We start from the raw sequence: 15,900 nt of genomic DNA, 5'->3' as shown, positions 1-15,900 counted from the left end.
CGTTCTAGGACGAATGGCATGAATTTGTCTCTAAATGACACTTAATTACTATCATATCAATCGAGATATAGAAGTCGGGAAGGAGCCGCGCAAGCTGGTCGAGTCGGCACGCTCGAGAAGCGGCCGCGCAAGCTGGCAGAGGCAGAACGCCCGGAAAAAGGCCGCGCACGTTGGTCGAGTCGGAACGCTCGAGAAGGAAGCCCGGTTAGTCCAAGGACGAGAACCGCAAAACGCAGGAAAAGATTCCGCTCCTCGCAAAGAGAGGCTTACACCGTCCGCAAAACAGGCGAGCCTCTCCGCGCAGGAACCGCGGAGAGGCTCATGTTGCACGCCAAACGTCAGCGAACAGAAATCAGCCGCAGCTTTACTTCAAAAGGCCCAGGTCGAACTGAACTGCGAACAGGAGGGGCTTGAAAAACATGCCGCCGGCGGATTGCCAGCTTGCTCGTTGAGGCAAGGTGGCCAGCAGCTCGCACGCGTTCGCCGATTGGGCAGCGTACCCGCTGACGAAAGGGTCGCGCACCCACGCTCGCCCGCGCGCCGTCGCGCTAAACGCCGGTGTTTACTCCTCGCCCTGCGCGCGCTGGGAGTTCTCGAACGTGAAGCGTCCCATTTTCACCCCACCCAGAATGTGGATGTGGAAATGCTTCACCGTGGTCGCGGAATCGGGGCCGGTGTTCACCACCGTGCGGAAGCCGGACTCGCGCACGCCCTTGATCTCGGCGACCTTCGGGACGACCGACATCATGTGGCCGAAAACTTCCTCGGGCACGCCGTCGCACATGTCGTCGTAGTGCTTCTTCGGCACGAGCAGCGTGTGCACGGGCGCCTCGGGCTCGATGTCGTCGAACGCGAAGCAGATGTCATCCTCGTAGACCTTGTTCGTGGGGATTTCCCCGGAGATGAGTTTGCAGAACAAGCAATCGTCAGCCATGTCGGCTCCTTTCGATAGCATCACGTCAGGACTAGTTTACAGGTACTTCACGACCAAATCGCCCATGCCGGCGCAGTTGACCACCTTGTCGGCAGGAGTGGTGGCATCCTTCAGGTCGCCCGTGCGCCACCCGTCGTTGAGCAGGTTGGTCACCGCGCGGCGGATGTCGTCGGCGGCATCGTTCATGTCGAAGCTGTAGCGCAGCATCATCTCGACGGAGAGAATCTGCGCGAGCGGGTTCGCGATGCCCTTGCCCGCGATGTCGGGCGCGCTTCCGTGGGAAGGCTCGTAGAGCGCGGTGCCGTCGCCCAAGCTGGCGGAGGCGAGCATGCCGAGCGAGCCCGTGATCTGGGCCGCCTCGTCGGAGAGGATGTCGCCGAACATGTTCTCGGTCACCACAACGTCGAAGTCGGCAGGACGGTTGATCAGCTGCATCGCCGTGTTGTCGACGAGCAGGTCCTCGATTTCGACATCGGGATACTCGGCCTCGCCGATGCGATGCACGATCTCGCGCCACATGCGAGAGGTCTCGAGCACGTTGGCCTTGTCGACGCTCGTCACCTTCTTGCGACGCTTACGCGCAGCATCGAACGCCTGGCGAGCGATGCGCTCGATCTCGTACTCGCGGTACTCGAGCGTGTCGTAGGCGCGCTGCCCCTTGGCGCCGTTTACGCCAGCACCCTCCTCATCGTAGAAGCGCTCGCGCTTGCCGAAGTACAAACCGCCCGTCAACTCGCGCACAATCATGAGGTCGACGCCTGCGATGACCTCGGGCTTCAACGTGGAAGCGCCGGCGAGCGCGTCGAAGATCTGCACGGGGCGCAGGTTGGTGTAGAGGCCCAAGCCCTTGCGGATACCGAGAAGACCCTGCTCAGGGCGCGGAGCGTTCGGGTCGGTCGTGTCCCACTTCGGCCCGCCCACAGCGGCAAGAAGCACGGCGTCGGCGACCTTCGCGGCATCGAGCGTCGCCTGGGGAAGCGGCTCACCTACAACATCGATGGCGGCGCCGCCGATGAGCGATTCCTCGCACGCGAATTCCGTGTCGTACTTCGCGCCGACGGCATTTAGGACCTTCACCCCTTCCGCGATGATCTCGGGGCCGATGCCGTCGCCCGGCAAAAGGCAGATGTTGTACTTCGTAGTCATAGTTGCATGCCTCTTTCGATAAGCGTTTTCTCGCACCCGCCTATAGTAGCGCAGCGCGATAACAAGGAAGGGGCTCACTCGGATTTCCCCGCGCAAACTTGCGAAACGAAAGCTGCAGCAGCGGCGCGAAATGGGCCATAGGGGTATTCCCAAACCCGCGCTCGCTCCCACATACTTCCAAGCGACAACCCGAATGCCAAGGAGGCTTCATGGAAGATTTCTTCGCTATCAAATGCCGCAACTGCGGCGGCCCCATGTATTCCCACCAGGCAACCCGCAGCTTCGAATGCGCGTATTGCGGGACGAGCGAACCCTGGGGAGAAGGCGCGACGGGGCAAGATTCCATCGTGAAGTTCCGCCACCAGCCCCTTCAGATAGTAAACGGCCTGATCAAACTGCCGCAGGTGTCGCGCCTTGAGCCTCCGAAGGAATCAGACTGGTACTTCTTCAAGCCCTACTGGCGCAACATGTCCCTCGCCGAGTGGATCTTGAACGAGGACCCCGCCACCGCAGGCGAGTTCGAGCGCGCGACGACCGTAAGCATCCCCTGCCCGTTTTGCGGCGCGGCGTTCGAGGGCAAGTCGACCCAGAGCGTGTTCGAATGCCCGTCGTGCGGGAACAAGATCGGCGCCACCGACCTGCTGCAACCCGGCACCTTCAGCAAGCACCTGTCCATCGGGACGGGCTCGGAGTACATCCCCGACCAGGCAATTCCCTGCCGCATATCCGAGCAGCAGGCGCGCGCAAACGCCCGCGAGCTCGTGCGGCAGCACCCCGACCTCTTCGCGGGGCACAGCGTCGAGGATGCCATCGACAACCAGATGGTTCTCGCATATGCCGCGGTATCGCTCGCTGACCTGCGCATAATCGCGTCTTACCCCGGTAAGAAGCTCCAGAAGGAGACGCTCGTGCTCTTCGAGGTACTCGATTGGGTCTATCCCAAGACGCGCATATTCGATTTGTCCCTCATGAACCTTTTAGAGCCGTGGGATTTCTCGGCGGTGGCCCCTTTCGACCCCGCCATGCAGGAGGGGAATTTCCGCGTGGCGGCCGTCGAGGCTTTCGCGAAGGACAGCGTCATCATCGACAACCTGGCGCTCAAGATTGCGAAAAACGACGCCGAGGAAGCGCTCGGCCTGAGCAAGAAGAGCCTCCGCACCTGGACATATAACGTGAGGAAGCACACTTCCGGGCTCATGCTCGTGCCCATCTACTACGTCGATAGGCCCGCCTCGGACGGGCGCGAGGGCGAGCAGGTGCGCATCGCCGTGAATGGCCAGACGGGACGCGCCGCCGCCGTGTTGTTCAGCGAGACGCGCGAAACTCACGTCGTCGCCCCGCTCAGCTCGACCGTGCACCTCTCGGGCGAGAGCACCGTGCACGCGACGCCCATCGAGATTCGCTACGTGAAGTCGCCTTTCCTGCACGAGATCGTCCGCATCGGCGGCAGCGGCGGCAACGGCGGCGCCCCGCAGGCAGAGGCGAAGCGCGAGGGGTCCCTGCGCGAGGAGAAGGTTAAAAAGCAAGGGTTCTTCTCGAAGATATTCGGGAAGTAAGTCGCCAGGCGACAAACACTTACAAGAAGGGGGCGACCAGGGCAAGCGATGGCCTGGTCGCCCCCTTTGCGTAGCCGCGAGGACTAAGGCAGGAGAGCCGATTCTAAGGCCGGCGACCCGACTCTGAAGCCGGAAAGCCCAATCCCGAGGTCGGAGACCCGATTCCAAAGCCAGAGGCCCCAATCCCAAGGCTGGAAACCCCTCATTTAAATTCCGCGGCATTTTTTCCGGCAGAAGTGGTGACTTTTTCGGGGGTTATGAACGATTGCCGAGGATGAGGTAGCCAAGCGCATTACGGTCAAAGGGGCAGACGGGGAAATCCTATGCGAAAAGGAACTCCAGTCGCCCGATTACGCAGCTTCGCACAACAAATAAACTAGCCAGAATCGATTCCGCCGCAATGGGAGCATTCAAATTCACTCAGCTTCGATACATTCAGAGCGCAATCGAATACGGAGCATTCGCTTCACCGATTAGTGTTCTAAACGACCCTTATGAGTGGCAAGGTAAAGCGAATCACTTTTGGTTTGCTTTCGGAGAAAAACGGAGACTACCTTCATTCCCTAGAGATTATCAAGCGGCCAAACCTCTGCAGGAGCTGCGACGATCAGATAGAAGTCTGCAAATGTCGAATGAAGAATGGTTCCTATCAGCTTACCTGCGACAAGCAATTCAGCTATCTGAATGAACTCGATAGGCTCCGATAAGATTGGGTGCTCGGATTAGCACCCCGTACACCCAATCATCTGGCAACTCCTAAGCCGAGGGGCAGGTCGCTACCCCTCAACGCCGGCAATAAACCTGTCCATTCCCGGCACGGTGAATGAAACGTATCCGCGTTCGGGCGAATAGATAAGGCCGTCCTCAATCAAGCGATCGCGAAGAGGCGACAGGTCGCTTGTGCGTCGCTTGCCCATAGCAAGCGCCACCTCATTCAATCTAACCGGACAACCAAGTTTCGCCATGACGGACATCATTACTTTACTTTGGGGCGTAGCCCTATCCCACCGAGACCGATAAAGCCCTCGATCGAGCTCATCTTCCGCTAACGCAATACCCGCAACAACCTCGTCATCTCCTATTTCCCCAGGTAAACCGAGCTGCTCACAGATACAGTAGCCACACTGCTGAATGAAGTATGGATACCCCGCAGCAGCTTTCTTAGCCCGCTCCAGCGCAGAATCCTTCCATGTCACGCCGATGTCGTTAAGGGGAACTACGTATGCATCGCGAACCTCGTCTTCCGAAAGGAGATCGAGGGAATAGTATCTATACATTCGCTCAGCGTAGCTCGTCGCTTCGGCCAAAGCCGCGGGCAGAGTCGGCAAGCCCACTCCCGCAAAGTAAACAGGAACGGGGTCAATGCCCTGCCCGAGTGCGTGAAGAGCCACATTCAGGGCAGACAAATCGTCAGGCGCAGCTTCCTGAAGCTCATCGATTCCAATGAAAACAGCAGTCCCCGCCTCGCGAGCAGCCTCGCCCAGAGCCTGCAGCAAGTCGCCTAAATCGAGCGAAAGATCCCCTGAATCGGCGTATCCCGAAGCTGGCTTTACGTCCACCCCAAGAGAGAATGACCCAGTCGGATCGACTTTAATCTGAAACGACCGCAACACCGCAAGCGCATGAGAGAAAGCGGAACGCGAAGGGTCGAGAATAGCTCTCAAGCGCCGCAACTCGACAAACGTGGCTCGCGCAAGCTTCCTGGCAAGCGAGTCATTTTTCGCAGCCTCCGCCCAAACGACAATCCAACCGCGATTGCGAGCTTCTTCAGCAAGCTCCTGAAGAAGTACTGTCTTTCCCATGCCCCGCAGCCCCGAAATAATAACAGGCCGCGCGCCTTCCGAGTGGTCATACACTTGCCGCATGTCTGCCTTTAGCGAACGCACAATTGAAGCGCGGCCCGCAAGAAAGGGTGGCATTCTGCCTGCACCAGGATTAAATGGATTAATCACGCGAAGTCCTTCGTTTCTAAGTGATTATAAGCGTATCTATATTCTATTTTATAATCACATATATTCACTTAGAAATATCTGAACGAAGAAAAATCGCAAATGGAAAACGAGAGCAACGCGACATAAGAGAAGGCTGCGGCGAACCGCAACCAGCCCCGCAACGAGGCTCCCTCGCATACTCGTACCACGCTCCCTCAGGTGACTACCTCCCCAGAGCCGCCACCGCCCGCTCGAGTCGGCCGCAGGCGTCCTCGATCATGGTCTTCGGGCTTGCAAGGTTCACGCGCACGAAGCCCGCGCCCTCGGAGCCGAACATCGTTCCCATGTCGAGCCAGAGCTTCGCGTCATGCTCCACCAGATGCTTGAGCTCGACGTCGCTAGGCCCCAGGCCACGGCAGTCGATCCACGGCAGGTACGTGCTCTCGAGCGGCACGAGCTCCACGCCCGGCATGCGCGAAACCGCCGCTTCGAGCACGGCGTAATTCTCATCGAGCACGCCCTTAAGCTCGTCGAGCCATTCCCCGCCCTGCTCATAGCACGCCTGCGTGGCCACGACGCCGAACACGCTCGGCTCGTCGTAGCCTGTGCGGTCGAGCGTGCGCCTGAACGCGGCGCGAAGATCGGGGCTCGGGATGAAGATGTTTGACAGCTGCAGTCCTGCCAGGTTGAACGTCTTGCTCGGCGCCGTGCAGACGACGGCGCTTTTGGCGTAGCGCTCGCCGAGCGAGGCGTACGGCACATGCACATGGCCCGCGCGCGCAAAGTCGGCGTGGATCTCGTCAGCGACCACCACGACGTTGTGGCGCAGGCAGATGTCGCCGATGCGCCGCAGCTCGTCTTCGGTCCACGCGCGCCCCACGGGATTGTGCGGGTTGCACAGAATGAACAGCTTCGCACCCGATTTCTCCAGCTCGCGCTCGAAGCCCTCGTAGTCCATGGTGTAGCGTCCGCCGTCGTAGAGCAGCGGGCTCGCGACCATCTTGCGGCCGTTATCCTCGATCATCATGCGGAACGGGTAGTACACGGGCGGCTGGATGATCACGGCATCGCCCGGCTGCGTGAATGAGGTCACGGCCATGGCCAGGGCAAACACCACGCCGGGGGTCATGACGAACCACTCGCGCTCCGGGCGCCAACCGTGACGGCGCTCGAACCACCCTTGCACCGCCTCGTAGTATCCGTCGGACGCCATCGAGTAGCCGAACACGCCGTGCGCCACGCGATCCGTCAGCGCCTCGATCGCGGCGGGCACGGTCTTGAAATCCATGTCGGCGACCCAAAGCGGCAGTTCATCGGCGGCGTGACCGCGGCGGCTCCACGCGTCCCACTTCAAGCTGCCCGTACCGCGACGCTCGATAATCGTCTCGAAATCGTACTTCGTCATGCGAATGCTCCATTCACTTGAACACGCAAGGCCGCACCCAGGCGCACCCGTCCCGGGCAAAACGCGCAACCTTGGTGATTTTTCCTCAATCGATAAGGTTACCCTATTGCTTGCTCCAGGTCGGCGATAAGGTCCTCCGCGTTTTCGAGGCCGACCGAAAGGCGCAGCAGGCGCTCATCGATTCCCAGCTTGTCGAGCATCGGCTTCGAAATCAAGCCGTACGTCTGCACGCCGCGAGCGCGTTGGCATCGGCAAGGTTGACGTAGTCGAATTCCAGCCCGTACTGCGTATAGATGTTGCTGAACAGGCGATACGTGCCGCCGTAAAGGTCGTCGCTCACCAGCACGTGATCGCCCATGCGGGGCGCGCAAAGACCGAGAGGCGCAACAGCTCGCAGAAATCTTCAAGGCTCCCGCCCACCCGGCACGGCACGTGCGCGCGTGACCTGCGCTAGCCCACCCGGCACGGCACGTGCAGAGGCAGGACGGAGCAGCCATCATTTCCCTAGTAAAACACCAGCTATCAGGCTGAAACCCATTCCCACGTTTACGGAAAGGCAACCTCCAATCCGCCCAAAGTACGTCAATTCGAGTCGTAGTGTTTGGTAGAAGTTGGTATAATTTAATACAGTTTAGTAATTGTTCACCACGAAAAGAAAATCGAAGCGAGGCCCGCTTGACTCAAAATCCTTTCAAACCCACCGCAGGAAAAATTCCCCCGCTGCTTATCGGCCGACAGCCAATTATCGACGATTTCGCAGAGGGGCTCGAAAACGGTGCTGGAGCACCTGGACGGCTCATGCTCATTACCGGCCAGCGCGGCTACGGGAAAACAGTCATGCTCAGCGAATTTGCCCGCCTTGCAACCGCTCAAGGCTGGACTGTCGTCTCCGAGACTGCGTCTTTCGGCCTTTGCGACCGCATCGTCGCCGCCCTGGCGCCCCAGGGACTCAAGCTTAAAAGCGCGAACATAGGGCCCTCGTTTTCGATTCCAGGCATCGCAAGTGCGAGTTTAGGAGCAGCATCATTCGCCCCATCCGAACAATGCGCCCTCACCTTGCGCGAAGCGATAAATCAGCGCTTGAAAAAAGAAGCGCCGGGGAAAGGCATCGTGTTCACCATCGACGAAGCGCAAGCCGCCTCACCGGATGATATGGTGGCGCTTGCAACCGCCCTGCAGCACGTTATCCGAGATCAGGATTTGACGAACACCCCTGATAGTGAAAAGAAGGGCATCGCATTCGCCTTCGCCGGCCTTCCTTCAATTGTCGACGACCTTACAGGAAACGATGTCCTCACGTTTTTAAGGCGAAGCCAGCGCCGCATTCTCAAGGAGATTCCCTTACTTGAAGTACGAGATGCGTATGCAAGTGTCGCCTCGAAGTCTGGGAAGGAAATCCCTGAAGAGATAGCGCTCGACGCTGCGCGGAAGGCGGGCGGGCATCCATACATGATCCAACTCGTCGGGTATTACATGTGGCGTGCCGCCGAGCGGCGCGGATCGCGCATTATCGAGAGCTGCGACGTTTCAACTGGGGAATCCGACGCCCTTCTCGCCTTTTACGAGGCGATATGCGCGCCATTGTATTATGGTCTCCGCAGTCCGCAGCGTTTCTTCATAGAGGCGATGGCGAAAGACGGCGATGCCTCGTCGAAGGTTTCCGATATTGCCGAGCGCACCGGGAGAACCACAAGCTGGGCGGCAAAATATCGGGCCAGCCTCATTCGCGAGCACGTCATCGAGTCGGCAGGTTATGGCCTCGTGCGCTTCTCTACGCCACACTTAGGAGACTATCTACGCAGCGAAATCCTCTGACCAGAAGAGTAGCCAAAACAATCATTGACAAGCCCCCCCCCGATAACCTGTTACCAGGAAGAATACCCATTTTCCCTAGCAATCGCAAACCTGCAGGTATCTAGGAGAGTCAGTTATGCTAGTCCATTTCATTCGCTATCCACCGTTCAAGTTATTAGCCGACAATGACAAACTCGATAAATCTATTTGTCCAAAGAACATGCTCGATCGAGCGTCAATCCTACAGTTAGTCAACACACAGTTTTAGGAATTATTTCCATGGAGACAATCAACGGTATAGATTACATGGATACAAACGAAGCAAAAGTGATATGGGGCCTTCGAGACAGAGACCGCGTTTCATCATATTGCCGCAAATACAAAGATGCACTTGGGGCAATCAAAAATAACCGTGGTGACTGGCGGATTCCCATTAGCGCAATTCCGCCAGTCACAATCGGTTCTCTTAGAAGATTTCTTTTCGATTATCTCAAGTCCCAAAACAGCAACAGCGACTTTCTCTACGGCGACGATTTGCAAACTAATTATTGGGATCTCTTGGCACAAGCACACATCGTTACCCCCCGCAACAGCGGAGGCGGCAAAGGCATTTGCTACATAATCACAGAACAAGGCTGGAACTTTCTGCTAAGCAAAATGCCGAGAAATCGACGCTTCGCAATATCAATATCACTCTTATCTCTTCAATCAACGTATTCGATAGCCTCTCTCTAAGCAACAAAGGAGTCTGCATCTTGATCACCGTCATTATTATTCTTATCTATGTATGCACTATCGTTGCCGTAATTGCAGCTTGGCTCATATCAATCAAGCTCCTAATCCAAGTAGGGGAGGCGAAAGGCTATTCTATGAATAATAGGGGGCTTCTTTGGTTTATCGGAATATTCGCTACGCCAATAGCAACAGGGCTTTACGTCATTGCTTTACCCAACAAATCCACTGCTAATCAAGCAAATCAAATAAGCACAGCCGAGAAGGAGTAGCCATGACTGACCTTAGACCAGAAAATGCAAATACGATGCTCGACGAAAGCAGCTGCCCCTCTTCAGCCCAAAGTAATAACGACATTACTGATTGCAAAACAGGGAAGCCAGTCAATCGGAAAAAAGCGTTCGGAATTATCATTGTCGTCATAGTTATCGCCATTATAGTGGCGCTTCTTTTTCTTGGAAGCCAAGGAAAAACCGATAGCGGAGACGGATATAAGATTACAAATCAAAAAATCGAAACTATTGACAGCCTTCCCTACATTACAGGCAGGGTAAATAATGCTTGCGGCAGAAAAGAAACTATCGCAATGACATGGCATCTATACAATTCATCAGGGACGGAAATTGGCACAGCTCTGGGAGTAGCAGAGAATATAGACGCAGGAGAAACGGCAGATTTTAAAGCGATAGCCATACTCAACGACATCGACGCCGACCCAAGCGAAATTGCTTCATTTGAATTGAGCGGAGTAACTTTTCTGAAGCAAGAGAATGCAAAGCTCCAAGCTGAAATTGATGCCTATAAAAAGAAGTCGAAATAGTCTCAGCGTATCATGTAGAGACCTTCAGTTTTGAACACGACGGCAGCCTTTTCGTGCAAACGAGAGGCGACGCACGACAAAACAGCCATCATCGGCACCTCACAACGTTTCTCACGCCGACCTTCCAAATATCCGCAGCAAATATGCGCGAGGAGACACTCATAATTCGAGCATTCCCGCGTAACTGAGCGTTGGGCAATGCATTTGCGACAGCGCCCGCAACACCCCGCACGACCCCCGCGAAAGAAAACCTCCCGCTTCCCTCAAGCCTTATCGGTCCGGGAAACGGGAGGTGCATCGCAATCGATGTCGTCAGGGGAGTTTTACTTCCCCAGTACCTTCCTCGTGCGGTTGATCAGGCCGCCTTCCTCGATGATCTCGCGGATGAACGGCGGGAACGGCTGTGCCTTGAAGGTCTCGCCCGTCGTGGTGTTCGTGATGATGCCCGCATCGGCGTCGACATCCACAACGTCGCCCTGCTTGATAGCATCGACCGCCTCGGGGCACTCCATGATGGCGAGGCCCGTGTTAATCGAGTTGCGGTAGAAGATGCGCGCGAAGCTCTTCGCGATGACCACGTCGACGCCCGCCGCCTTGATGGCGATCGGCGCATGCTCGCGCGAGCTGCCGCAGCCGAAGTTCTCCTCGGCAACGATAATGTCGTCCTTCTTGACCTTCTTCACGAAGTCGGCGTCCAAATCCTCCAGGCAATGCTGCGCGAGCCACTCGGGCTCGGAGGAGTTCAGGTAGCGGGCCGGAATGATGACGTCGGTGTCGATGTCGCGCCCGTAGCGATGCGCGGTACCCTTGAAATGCATGAGTGGAACCTTCCCTTCCCGTTAGTCCAAATCTTCCGGCAGGCCGATGTGCCCCAAGACGGCGCTCGCCGCGGCAACGGCCGGCGAGGAGAGATAGACCTCGCTCGTCGGGTCACCCATGCGGCCGACGAAGTTGCGGTTGCTGGTGGAAATCGAGCGCTCACCTGCGGCGAGGATGCCCATGTAGCCGCCCAGGCACGGGCCGCATGTCGGGGTGGAAACCGCGCAGTTGGCGTCAAGGAAGATATCCATGAGCCCCTCGGCGATGCACTGCTTGTACACCTGCTGGGTGGCGGGAATCACGATGCAGCGCACGTCGGGATGAACCTTGCGGCCCTTGAGCACGGCCGCGGCCTGGCGCATGTCCTCCAGGCGGCCGTTCGTGCAGCTGCCAATGACGGACTGGTCGATCTTCACGTCGCGCGCCTCGGCGACCGGGCGCGTGTTCGACGGCAGATGCGGGAACGCAACCGTCGGCGGAATGTCGGACGCCTTGATCTCGTACACCTTCGCGTACTTCGCGTCGGGGTCGGAATGATACTCGGTGTAGGGGCGCTCGGTGCGGCCGTCCATGTAAGCGCGCGCGATATCGTCCACCTCGATGAGGCCGGCCTTGCCGCCAGCTTCGATCGCCATGTTGGAGATGGAAAGGCGCTGGTCCATCGACAGGCTGCGGATGGCGCTGCCCGTGAACTCCATCGCCTTGTACAGCGCACCGTCGACGCCGATCATGCCGATGATGTAGAGGATGATGTCCTTGCCGGTAACACCCGGGTTGAGCTCGCCGTCGATCTTGAAGAGCAGCGTCTCGGGCACCTTGAACCACGCCTTGCCGGTGGCATAGCCGACCGCGGCATCGGTGGAGCCGACACCCGTGGAGAATGCGCCGAGCGCACCATAGGTGCAGGTGTGGGAGTCGGCGCCGATGATGAGGTCACCCGCGCCCACAACGCCCTGCTCGGGCAAAAGCGCATGCTCAACGCCCATGCAGCCGACTTCGTAATAGTGCGTGATGCCCTGCTCGCGGGCGAATTCGCGCACCTGCTTGGCCTGCTCGGCGCTCTTGATGTCCTTGTTGGGAACGTAGTGGTCGGGCACCAGGGCGATCTTGGTCGGGTCGAACACCTTCTCGACGCCGATCTTCTTGAAGTTCTTGATCGCAATGGGCGACGTGATGTCGTTGGAAAGCACGAGGTCGAGATCGCATTCGATCAGCTGCCCCGGCTCCACTTCATCGAGATGCGCATGGGCGGCCAGAATCTTTTCCGCCATGGTCATGGGACGTGCCATGTTGACTCCCTCTTTCGTGCAGTTGAACCGTCTGTGAAACCCGCACATTGTAGCACTCCCGCCAGGTCACGAAGTTCATCCGCACGTAAGATGCAGATTGTGACAAAGCGTGAGAAAGCGCACGGCGGGGGAAGGCTCGTGGAGAGGGAAAGGGCGACGGAAGGCAGCTCGCAGCGGGAAGGCGAGAGGAGCGCACGGGAAAGCGCACAGGGGGCAGCGCGCGGCAAGGGGAAAGCGCACGAGAGACGGGAGAATTCGAGCCCTTGAGAGCCTTGCGACGAAGCGCGCGGAGCAAGTAAGCTGCTCGTTATCTACTCAGTCGATACGTGTTGGCGCCTTGCCGGCCGTCGGGAAGAAGATTCTCCTCCACCTCGATGTAGCCCTCATTGCACAGGCGGGTAATCGCCCGGTCGACCGTCTTCGTGCTGCTGCGAAGGTGCTCGGCGAGCTGGCGCTTCGATTCGCTCGTCCCGTCTCGACCGACCGTCCGGAAGGCAATATAGCCGAGCAGGCGTTCCTGCATCGGGGTGAGATGCTCGCGCTCTTCTTCCGTGGGCGTTTCTGCCTTTGACACCATAGTGTCCCCCTTTTGGTTCGTTCCTCGTCCGTTTTATATCGATTGAACATCTTCTCGATGTTGTTGCTGGGAATCGTCAAGAGCCGTTCAGGCCTCTATTCGATTATATGCTGCGCACCCCTGTTCACCTGCCCAATTGAGGGATGCGCAAATAACAATTGACGCCTTTGCCGCCTCTGCTCTTTCATGATGCGCGCTCGTATGGTAAGCAGCCTAACGCTGTCCCGCTTGAGCGCGTTTGCGAGAGGCAAACGAGGCATCTTTCGCGTCGTTTCCGTAGGCGACCAGTCCGCCGGGTGCGAGACCGAAGGCAAGAGCTGCAGCCACTATAAGACCGAGTATTTTATTTGCAGATGTCCTCATTACGCGTCCCCCATTTTCTTACAACTGTCAGGCATTATGTCATGCTTGAAGTCGATAAAACAAGGGCAATCAACCCCCCCCCGAAAAAACAAAGTAGTATCGAGTTTTACTTGCTAGTAGCCTTACGAAAAACCTCCGCCACAAAAAATGCAAAGCGCTCGCGCGAGCGAATATCACCCGACGCAAAGAGGAGCACGGGCATAATTGCCCCGCCCCCAATGCAGCAGGAGAAGCACGCAGGCAATGGCCCACCCCATGCGGCGAGGAGAAGCACTCTCGGGCAGTTCCGCCATCCCATACAGCAAGAGAGCCGCACTCTGGCGGCTCTCGTTTGGTTTGTCTAGCTGTCGCGCCACACGACCGCGTAAGACGCGCAGTCATTCCCCGCAAGACGCACGCCGAGCGGCAGCGCTTAGGCGGAACGCTCGCTTTGGGAAAGCGCAGTGCACAAGGCGTCGAGCAGGGTGATCGCGAAATGCTGGGCGCTGCGGCCCTCACCCGCGTCTTCCCACACACGACCGGGAAGCTCGATAGCGATGCGCCGCGGCGTCGCCTTGCGAGCTGCGGCGATGGCCTGCTCCAAGCGAAGCGGCAGCGTGGCCTCGTCCTCGTAGCTCACGCGCGGTATCTTCTGCACGGCCTCCTCCTCGGGAAGCACGATGTGCACGAGAAGCATCGACTCGTCAGGCGCGACGAGAAGCGAATCCGCAGAGAGAATCTTCGACTGCGGGTTCGTGGCAAGCGAGAGGTTCGACATACGCGACGCAACGCTGCGGGCGAATTCCTCGGTGCCGAACAGGCACAACGCATTCCGCTCGAGCACTCCCGCCGCACGCGCGAACCCAAGGTGGACAATCTCGTGGATGGCGGCCTTGCCGACCCACGAATGATGCAGGTTCTGGATCGCGGCATACGTGTATGCGCCCGCGATGCCATCGGAAGGAAGGCCCAGGTTGAGCTGGAACTTGCGCAGCGCGTCTTCGGTATGGGCCCCGAAGATGCCGTCGATCACGCCGCAGGCGAACCCGAGCGCGGAAAGCACCTGCTGCAGCTCGCGCACATCGCGGCCATGGAAGTACGGCATGCGCAGGTAGAGCGTACGATCTCCCAGGGAGAACGTCGCGTCGACGAGCGCCGACCACACCTTCTCGTCGACCTCTTCGGCCGCAGGAAGGCCCGACTTCACGCAGAAGGCGCGCACCGCGGCAACCGTCGCGTCGTCGAAGACGCCGCTCACGGCGCCTTCCTCAAGGCAATCGGCAGCGACGAGGCGCTGCTGCACGTCCTCGACCGCCGGCCCTTTGTCGTTTCGTTTGATCCTATCCATGAGAACCGCCTACTTCAATCTGTTGACGAACCAATCGGCCATGGAGATGAGCAGCTTCAGCGAATCGGACGGCTCGACAAGGTCGACCAGGCGATTCTTGGCGATGCTCGTCAGGTTTTCCGCGTAGGTGCGCGCGTACTCGATGGACCCGGACTCAACCATGACGTCCACCGCCTCGGCGAGGACGGCGGGATCTTTCTCCTTCGAGGAGAGAATCTCGATCAGGCGCTCGCGCTTCGGGGAGTTCTGCAGCGCATGGACGACCATGAGCGTGCGCTTGCCCTCGGTGATGTCGCTGCGGAAATCCTTCTTGGTGGATTCCTCGCTGCCGATGAGGTTCAGCAAATCGTCTTGGATCTGGAAAGCGAGCCCTGTGTCGAGACCGTAAGAGCGCAGCGCCTCAATCTGCTGCTCGGTGCCGCCGCCCACGATGGCGCCGACCGCTAAGGGCACCGCGCCCGAATAGTGCGCGGTCTTGTGCGTCGCCATGACCAGGTAATCCTCGGGCGTGATGTCGTAGCGACCGTCGCGCGCCCATCCGATATCGAGCGCCTGGCCCTCGATCGTGCGGCGCGTCATTTCGATCAGCTCGCTGACCACACGCACCTTCACCGCGTCGCTCAACAGCGGATCATTGATTACCGTGCCGTTGACCAGGGACAACGCAAGGTCTCCCATATTGATGGCAAGTCCTACGCCCTCGGTAAGGTGCAGGCAGGGCTCGCCGCGGCGCAGCTCGGCCTCGTCGGCGATGTCGTCGTGGATGAGCGCCGCTGTGTGGAAATGCTCGATAGCCGCCGCAGCGCTCGTGGCAAGCTCCATGTTCCCGCCGACTGCGCGACATGCTGCGAAGCAGATGAGCGGGCGGTGGCGCTTGCCGCCGTTTTCGCTATAGCGCTTCAGGGGATCGTAGAGATAGCGATCCATGTCGGGATGCGAGCCCGACGGAATGTAGGCGTTGAGGATGTCCCCAATTTTGGACGCGTAACAGCTCAGATACTCCTCGAAAGAGGTGGGGGGCTGCTCGGTCAATGCGATGATGTCGTTGATGGTTTCCATGCGGTCGGTAAATCGCCTGTCTTCATAGATCGAACGTTTCCAGAAGCAAACATCTGGTAGGGGCGGTGGGACTCGAACCCACAAGCCTTGCGGCGGCGGATTTTAAGTCCGCTGCGTATGCCAATTCCGCCACGCCCCCGCGATTTGC

16 protein-coding genes and 1 tRNA gene are annotated in these 15,900 nt (G+C 58.4%); 5 read left to right on the top strand and 12 right to left on the bottom strand.

All coding sequences use genetic code 11. The features are described from left to right. Positions 1-562 precede the first annotated feature (562 nt). On the bottom strand, positions 563-934 hold the full coding sequence (locus Q0I65_RS02750; protein ID WP_276998092.1) for a histidine triad nucleotide-binding protein: 372 nt from the start codon (positions 932-934) through the stop codon (positions 563-565). 36 nt (positions 935-970) lie between these two features. Continuing rightward, the gene (leuB, locus tag Q0I65_RS02745; RefSeq protein ID WP_296059533.1) at positions 971-2,080 is read right to left on the bottom strand and encodes a 3-isopropylmalate dehydrogenase; all 1,110 of its coding nucleotides are present in this window, start codon (positions 2,078-2,080) and stop codon (positions 971-973) included. A gap of 209 nt (positions 2,081-2,289) precedes the next feature. On the opposite strand from leuB, the gene Q0I65_RS02740 reads away from it, so the two are divergent. Then, on the top strand, positions 2,290-3,636 hold the full coding sequence (locus tag Q0I65_RS02740; protein WP_296059531.1) for a hypothetical protein: 1,347 nt from the start codon (positions 2,290-2,292) through the stop codon (positions 3,634-3,636). A gap of 776 nt (positions 3,637-4,412) precedes the next feature. Here the strand turns inward: Q0I65_RS02740 and Q0I65_RS02735 are convergent. The 4 genes from Q0I65_RS02735 to Q0I65_RS02720 all read right to left on the bottom strand — a co-directional run bounded on the left by Q0I65_RS02735 (position 4,413) and on the right by Q0I65_RS02720 (position 7,330). After that, entirely contained in the window at positions 4,413-5,588 is a 1,176-nt protein-coding gene (locus Q0I65_RS02735) for an ATP-binding protein (RefSeq protein WP_296059529.1), read from the bottom strand. A gap of 202 nt (positions 5,589-5,790) precedes the next feature. Beyond that, positions 5,791-6,972 carry a MalY/PatB family protein gene (locus Q0I65_RS02730; protein ID WP_296059526.1) on the bottom strand — a complete coding sequence of 394 codons (1,182 nt, stop codon included), beginning with the start codon at positions 6,970-6,972 and terminating at the stop codon, positions 5,791-5,793. Between the two features lie 98 nt (positions 6,973-7,070). Further along, positions 7,071-7,187, bottom strand: a complete 117-nt coding sequence (locus Q0I65_RS02725; protein WP_296059524.1) for a PLP-dependent transferase — start codon at positions 7,185-7,187, stop codon at positions 7,071-7,073. After that, on the bottom strand, positions 7,184-7,330 hold the full coding sequence (locus Q0I65_RS02720) for a PLP-dependent transferase (RefSeq protein WP_296059521.1): 147 nt from the start codon (positions 7,328-7,330) through the stop codon (positions 7,184-7,186). The genes Q0I65_RS02725 and Q0I65_RS02720 overlap by 4 nt, the downstream gene beginning before the upstream one ends. Before the next feature lie 317 nt (positions 7,331-7,647). On the opposite strand from Q0I65_RS02720, the gene Q0I65_RS02715 reads away from it, so the two are divergent. The 4 genes from Q0I65_RS02715 to Q0I65_RS02700 all read left to right on the top strand — a co-directional run bounded on the left by Q0I65_RS02715 (position 7,648) and on the right by Q0I65_RS02700 (position 10,318). Next, positions 7,648-8,787 carry an ATP-binding protein gene (locus Q0I65_RS02715; RefSeq protein ID WP_296059518.1) on the top strand — a complete coding sequence of 380 codons (1,140 nt, stop codon included), beginning with the start codon at positions 7,648-7,650 and terminating at the stop codon, positions 8,785-8,787. Positions 8,788-9,045: 258 nt separating this feature from the next. Further along, complete coding sequence (locus tag Q0I65_RS02710) at positions 9,046-9,501, top strand: hypothetical protein (RefSeq protein ID WP_296059514.1); 456 nt, start codon at positions 9,046-9,048, stop codon at positions 9,499-9,501. Between the two features lie 20 nt (positions 9,502-9,521). Next, positions 9,522-9,770, top strand: coding sequence for a hypothetical protein (locus Q0I65_RS02705; protein WP_296059511.1), 249 nt, complete (start codon positions 9,522-9,524; stop codon positions 9,768-9,770). A gap of 2 nt (positions 9,771-9,772) precedes the next feature. Further along, the gene (locus Q0I65_RS02700) at positions 9,773-10,318 is read left to right on the top strand and encodes an FxLYD domain-containing protein (RefSeq protein ID WP_296059509.1); all 546 of its coding nucleotides are present in this window, start codon (positions 9,773-9,775) and stop codon (positions 10,316-10,318) included. Between the two features lie 323 nt (positions 10,319-10,641). Here Q0I65_RS02700 and Q0I65_RS02695 read toward each other — a convergent pair whose 3' ends face one another. From Q0I65_RS02695 to Q0I65_RS02670, 6 genes are all read right to left on the bottom strand, one after another. Then, the gene (locus Q0I65_RS02695) at positions 10,642-11,136 is read right to left on the bottom strand and encodes a 3-isopropylmalate dehydratase small subunit (RefSeq protein WP_296059507.1); all 495 of its coding nucleotides are present in this window, start codon (positions 11,134-11,136) and stop codon (positions 10,642-10,644) included. A 21-nt stretch (positions 11,137-11,157) separates the two neighbouring features. Further along, positions 11,158-12,426, bottom strand: a complete 1,269-nt coding sequence (gene leuC, locus Q0I65_RS02690; RefSeq protein ID WP_296059505.1) for a 3-isopropylmalate dehydratase large subunit — start codon at positions 12,424-12,426, stop codon at positions 11,158-11,160. Between the two features lie 307 nt (positions 12,427-12,733). Then, positions 12,734-13,003, bottom strand: coding sequence for a helix-turn-helix domain-containing protein (locus Q0I65_RS02685; protein ID WP_296059503.1), 270 nt, complete (start codon positions 13,001-13,003; stop codon positions 12,734-12,736). Positions 13,004-13,778: 775 nt separating this feature from the next. Then, the gene (locus Q0I65_RS02680) at positions 13,779-14,693 is read right to left on the bottom strand and encodes a peptidoglycan-binding protein (protein ID WP_296059500.1); all 915 of its coding nucleotides are present in this window, start codon (positions 14,691-14,693) and stop codon (positions 13,779-13,781) included. 9 nt (positions 14,694-14,702) lie between these two features. Next, the gene (locus Q0I65_RS02675; RefSeq protein WP_296059498.1) at positions 14,703-15,752 is read right to left on the bottom strand and encodes a polyprenyl synthetase family protein; all 1,050 of its coding nucleotides are present in this window, start codon (positions 15,750-15,752) and stop codon (positions 14,703-14,705) included. A 54-nt stretch (positions 15,753-15,806) separates the two neighbouring features. After that, positions 15,807-15,891: transfer RNA gene (locus tag Q0I65_RS02670), tRNA-Leu, on the bottom strand. Positions 15,892-15,900 lie beyond the last annotated feature (9 nt).

This window comes from uncultured Ellagibacter sp., assembly GCF_934643285.1.
Lineage (GTDB): Bacteria > Actinomycetota > Coriobacteriia > Coriobacteriales > Eggerthellaceae > Ellagibacter.
Note: the sequence above shows the minus strand (reverse complement) of the source record. Positions and strands in the feature narration are given on the sequence as shown.

Bases quoted from the DNA above. Each gene is read 5' to 3' on its own strand.
- Q0I65_RS02740 (WP_296059531.1), top strand. From the start codon at position 2,290: ATGGAAGATTTCTTCGCTATCAAATGCCGCAACTGCGGCGGCCCCATG.
- Q0I65_RS02720 (WP_296059521.1), bottom strand. From the start codon at position 7,330: ATGGGCGATCACGTGCTGGTGAGCGACGACCTTTACGGCGGCACGTAT.
- leuB (WP_296059533.1), bottom strand. From the start codon at position 2,080: ATGACTACGAAGTACAACATCTGCCTTTTGCCGGGCGACGGCATCGGC.
- Q0I65_RS02750 (WP_276998092.1), bottom strand. From the start codon at position 934: ATGGCTGACGATTGCTTGTTCTGCAAACTCATCTCCGGGGAAATCCCC.
- Q0I65_RS02680 (WP_296059500.1), bottom strand. From the start codon at position 14,693: ATGGATAGGATCAAACGAAACGACAAAGGGCCGGCGGTCGAGGACGTG.
- Q0I65_RS02700 (WP_296059509.1), top strand. From the start codon at position 9,773: ATGACTGACCTTAGACCAGAAAATGCAAATACGATGCTCGACGAAAGC.
- Q0I65_RS02730 (WP_296059526.1), bottom strand. From the start codon at position 6,972: ATGACGAAGTACGATTTCGAGACGATTATCGAGCGTCGCGGTACGGGC.
- leuC (WP_296059505.1), bottom strand. From the start codon at position 12,426: ATGGCACGTCCCATGACCATGGCGGAAAAGATTCTGGCCGCCCATGCG.
- Q0I65_RS02685 (WP_296059503.1), bottom strand. From the start codon at position 13,003: ATGGTGTCAAAGGCAGAAACGCCCACGGAAGAAGAGCGCGAGCATCTC.
- Q0I65_RS02675 (WP_296059498.1), bottom strand. From the start codon at position 15,752: ATGGAAACCATCAACGACATCATCGCATTGACCGAGCAGCCCCCCACC.
- Q0I65_RS02710 (WP_296059514.1), top strand. From the start codon at position 9,046: ATGGAGACAATCAACGGTATAGATTACATGGATACAAACGAAGCAAAA.
- Q0I65_RS02695 (WP_296059507.1), bottom strand. From the start codon at position 11,136: ATGCATTTCAAGGGTACCGCGCATCGCTACGGGCGCGACATCGACACC.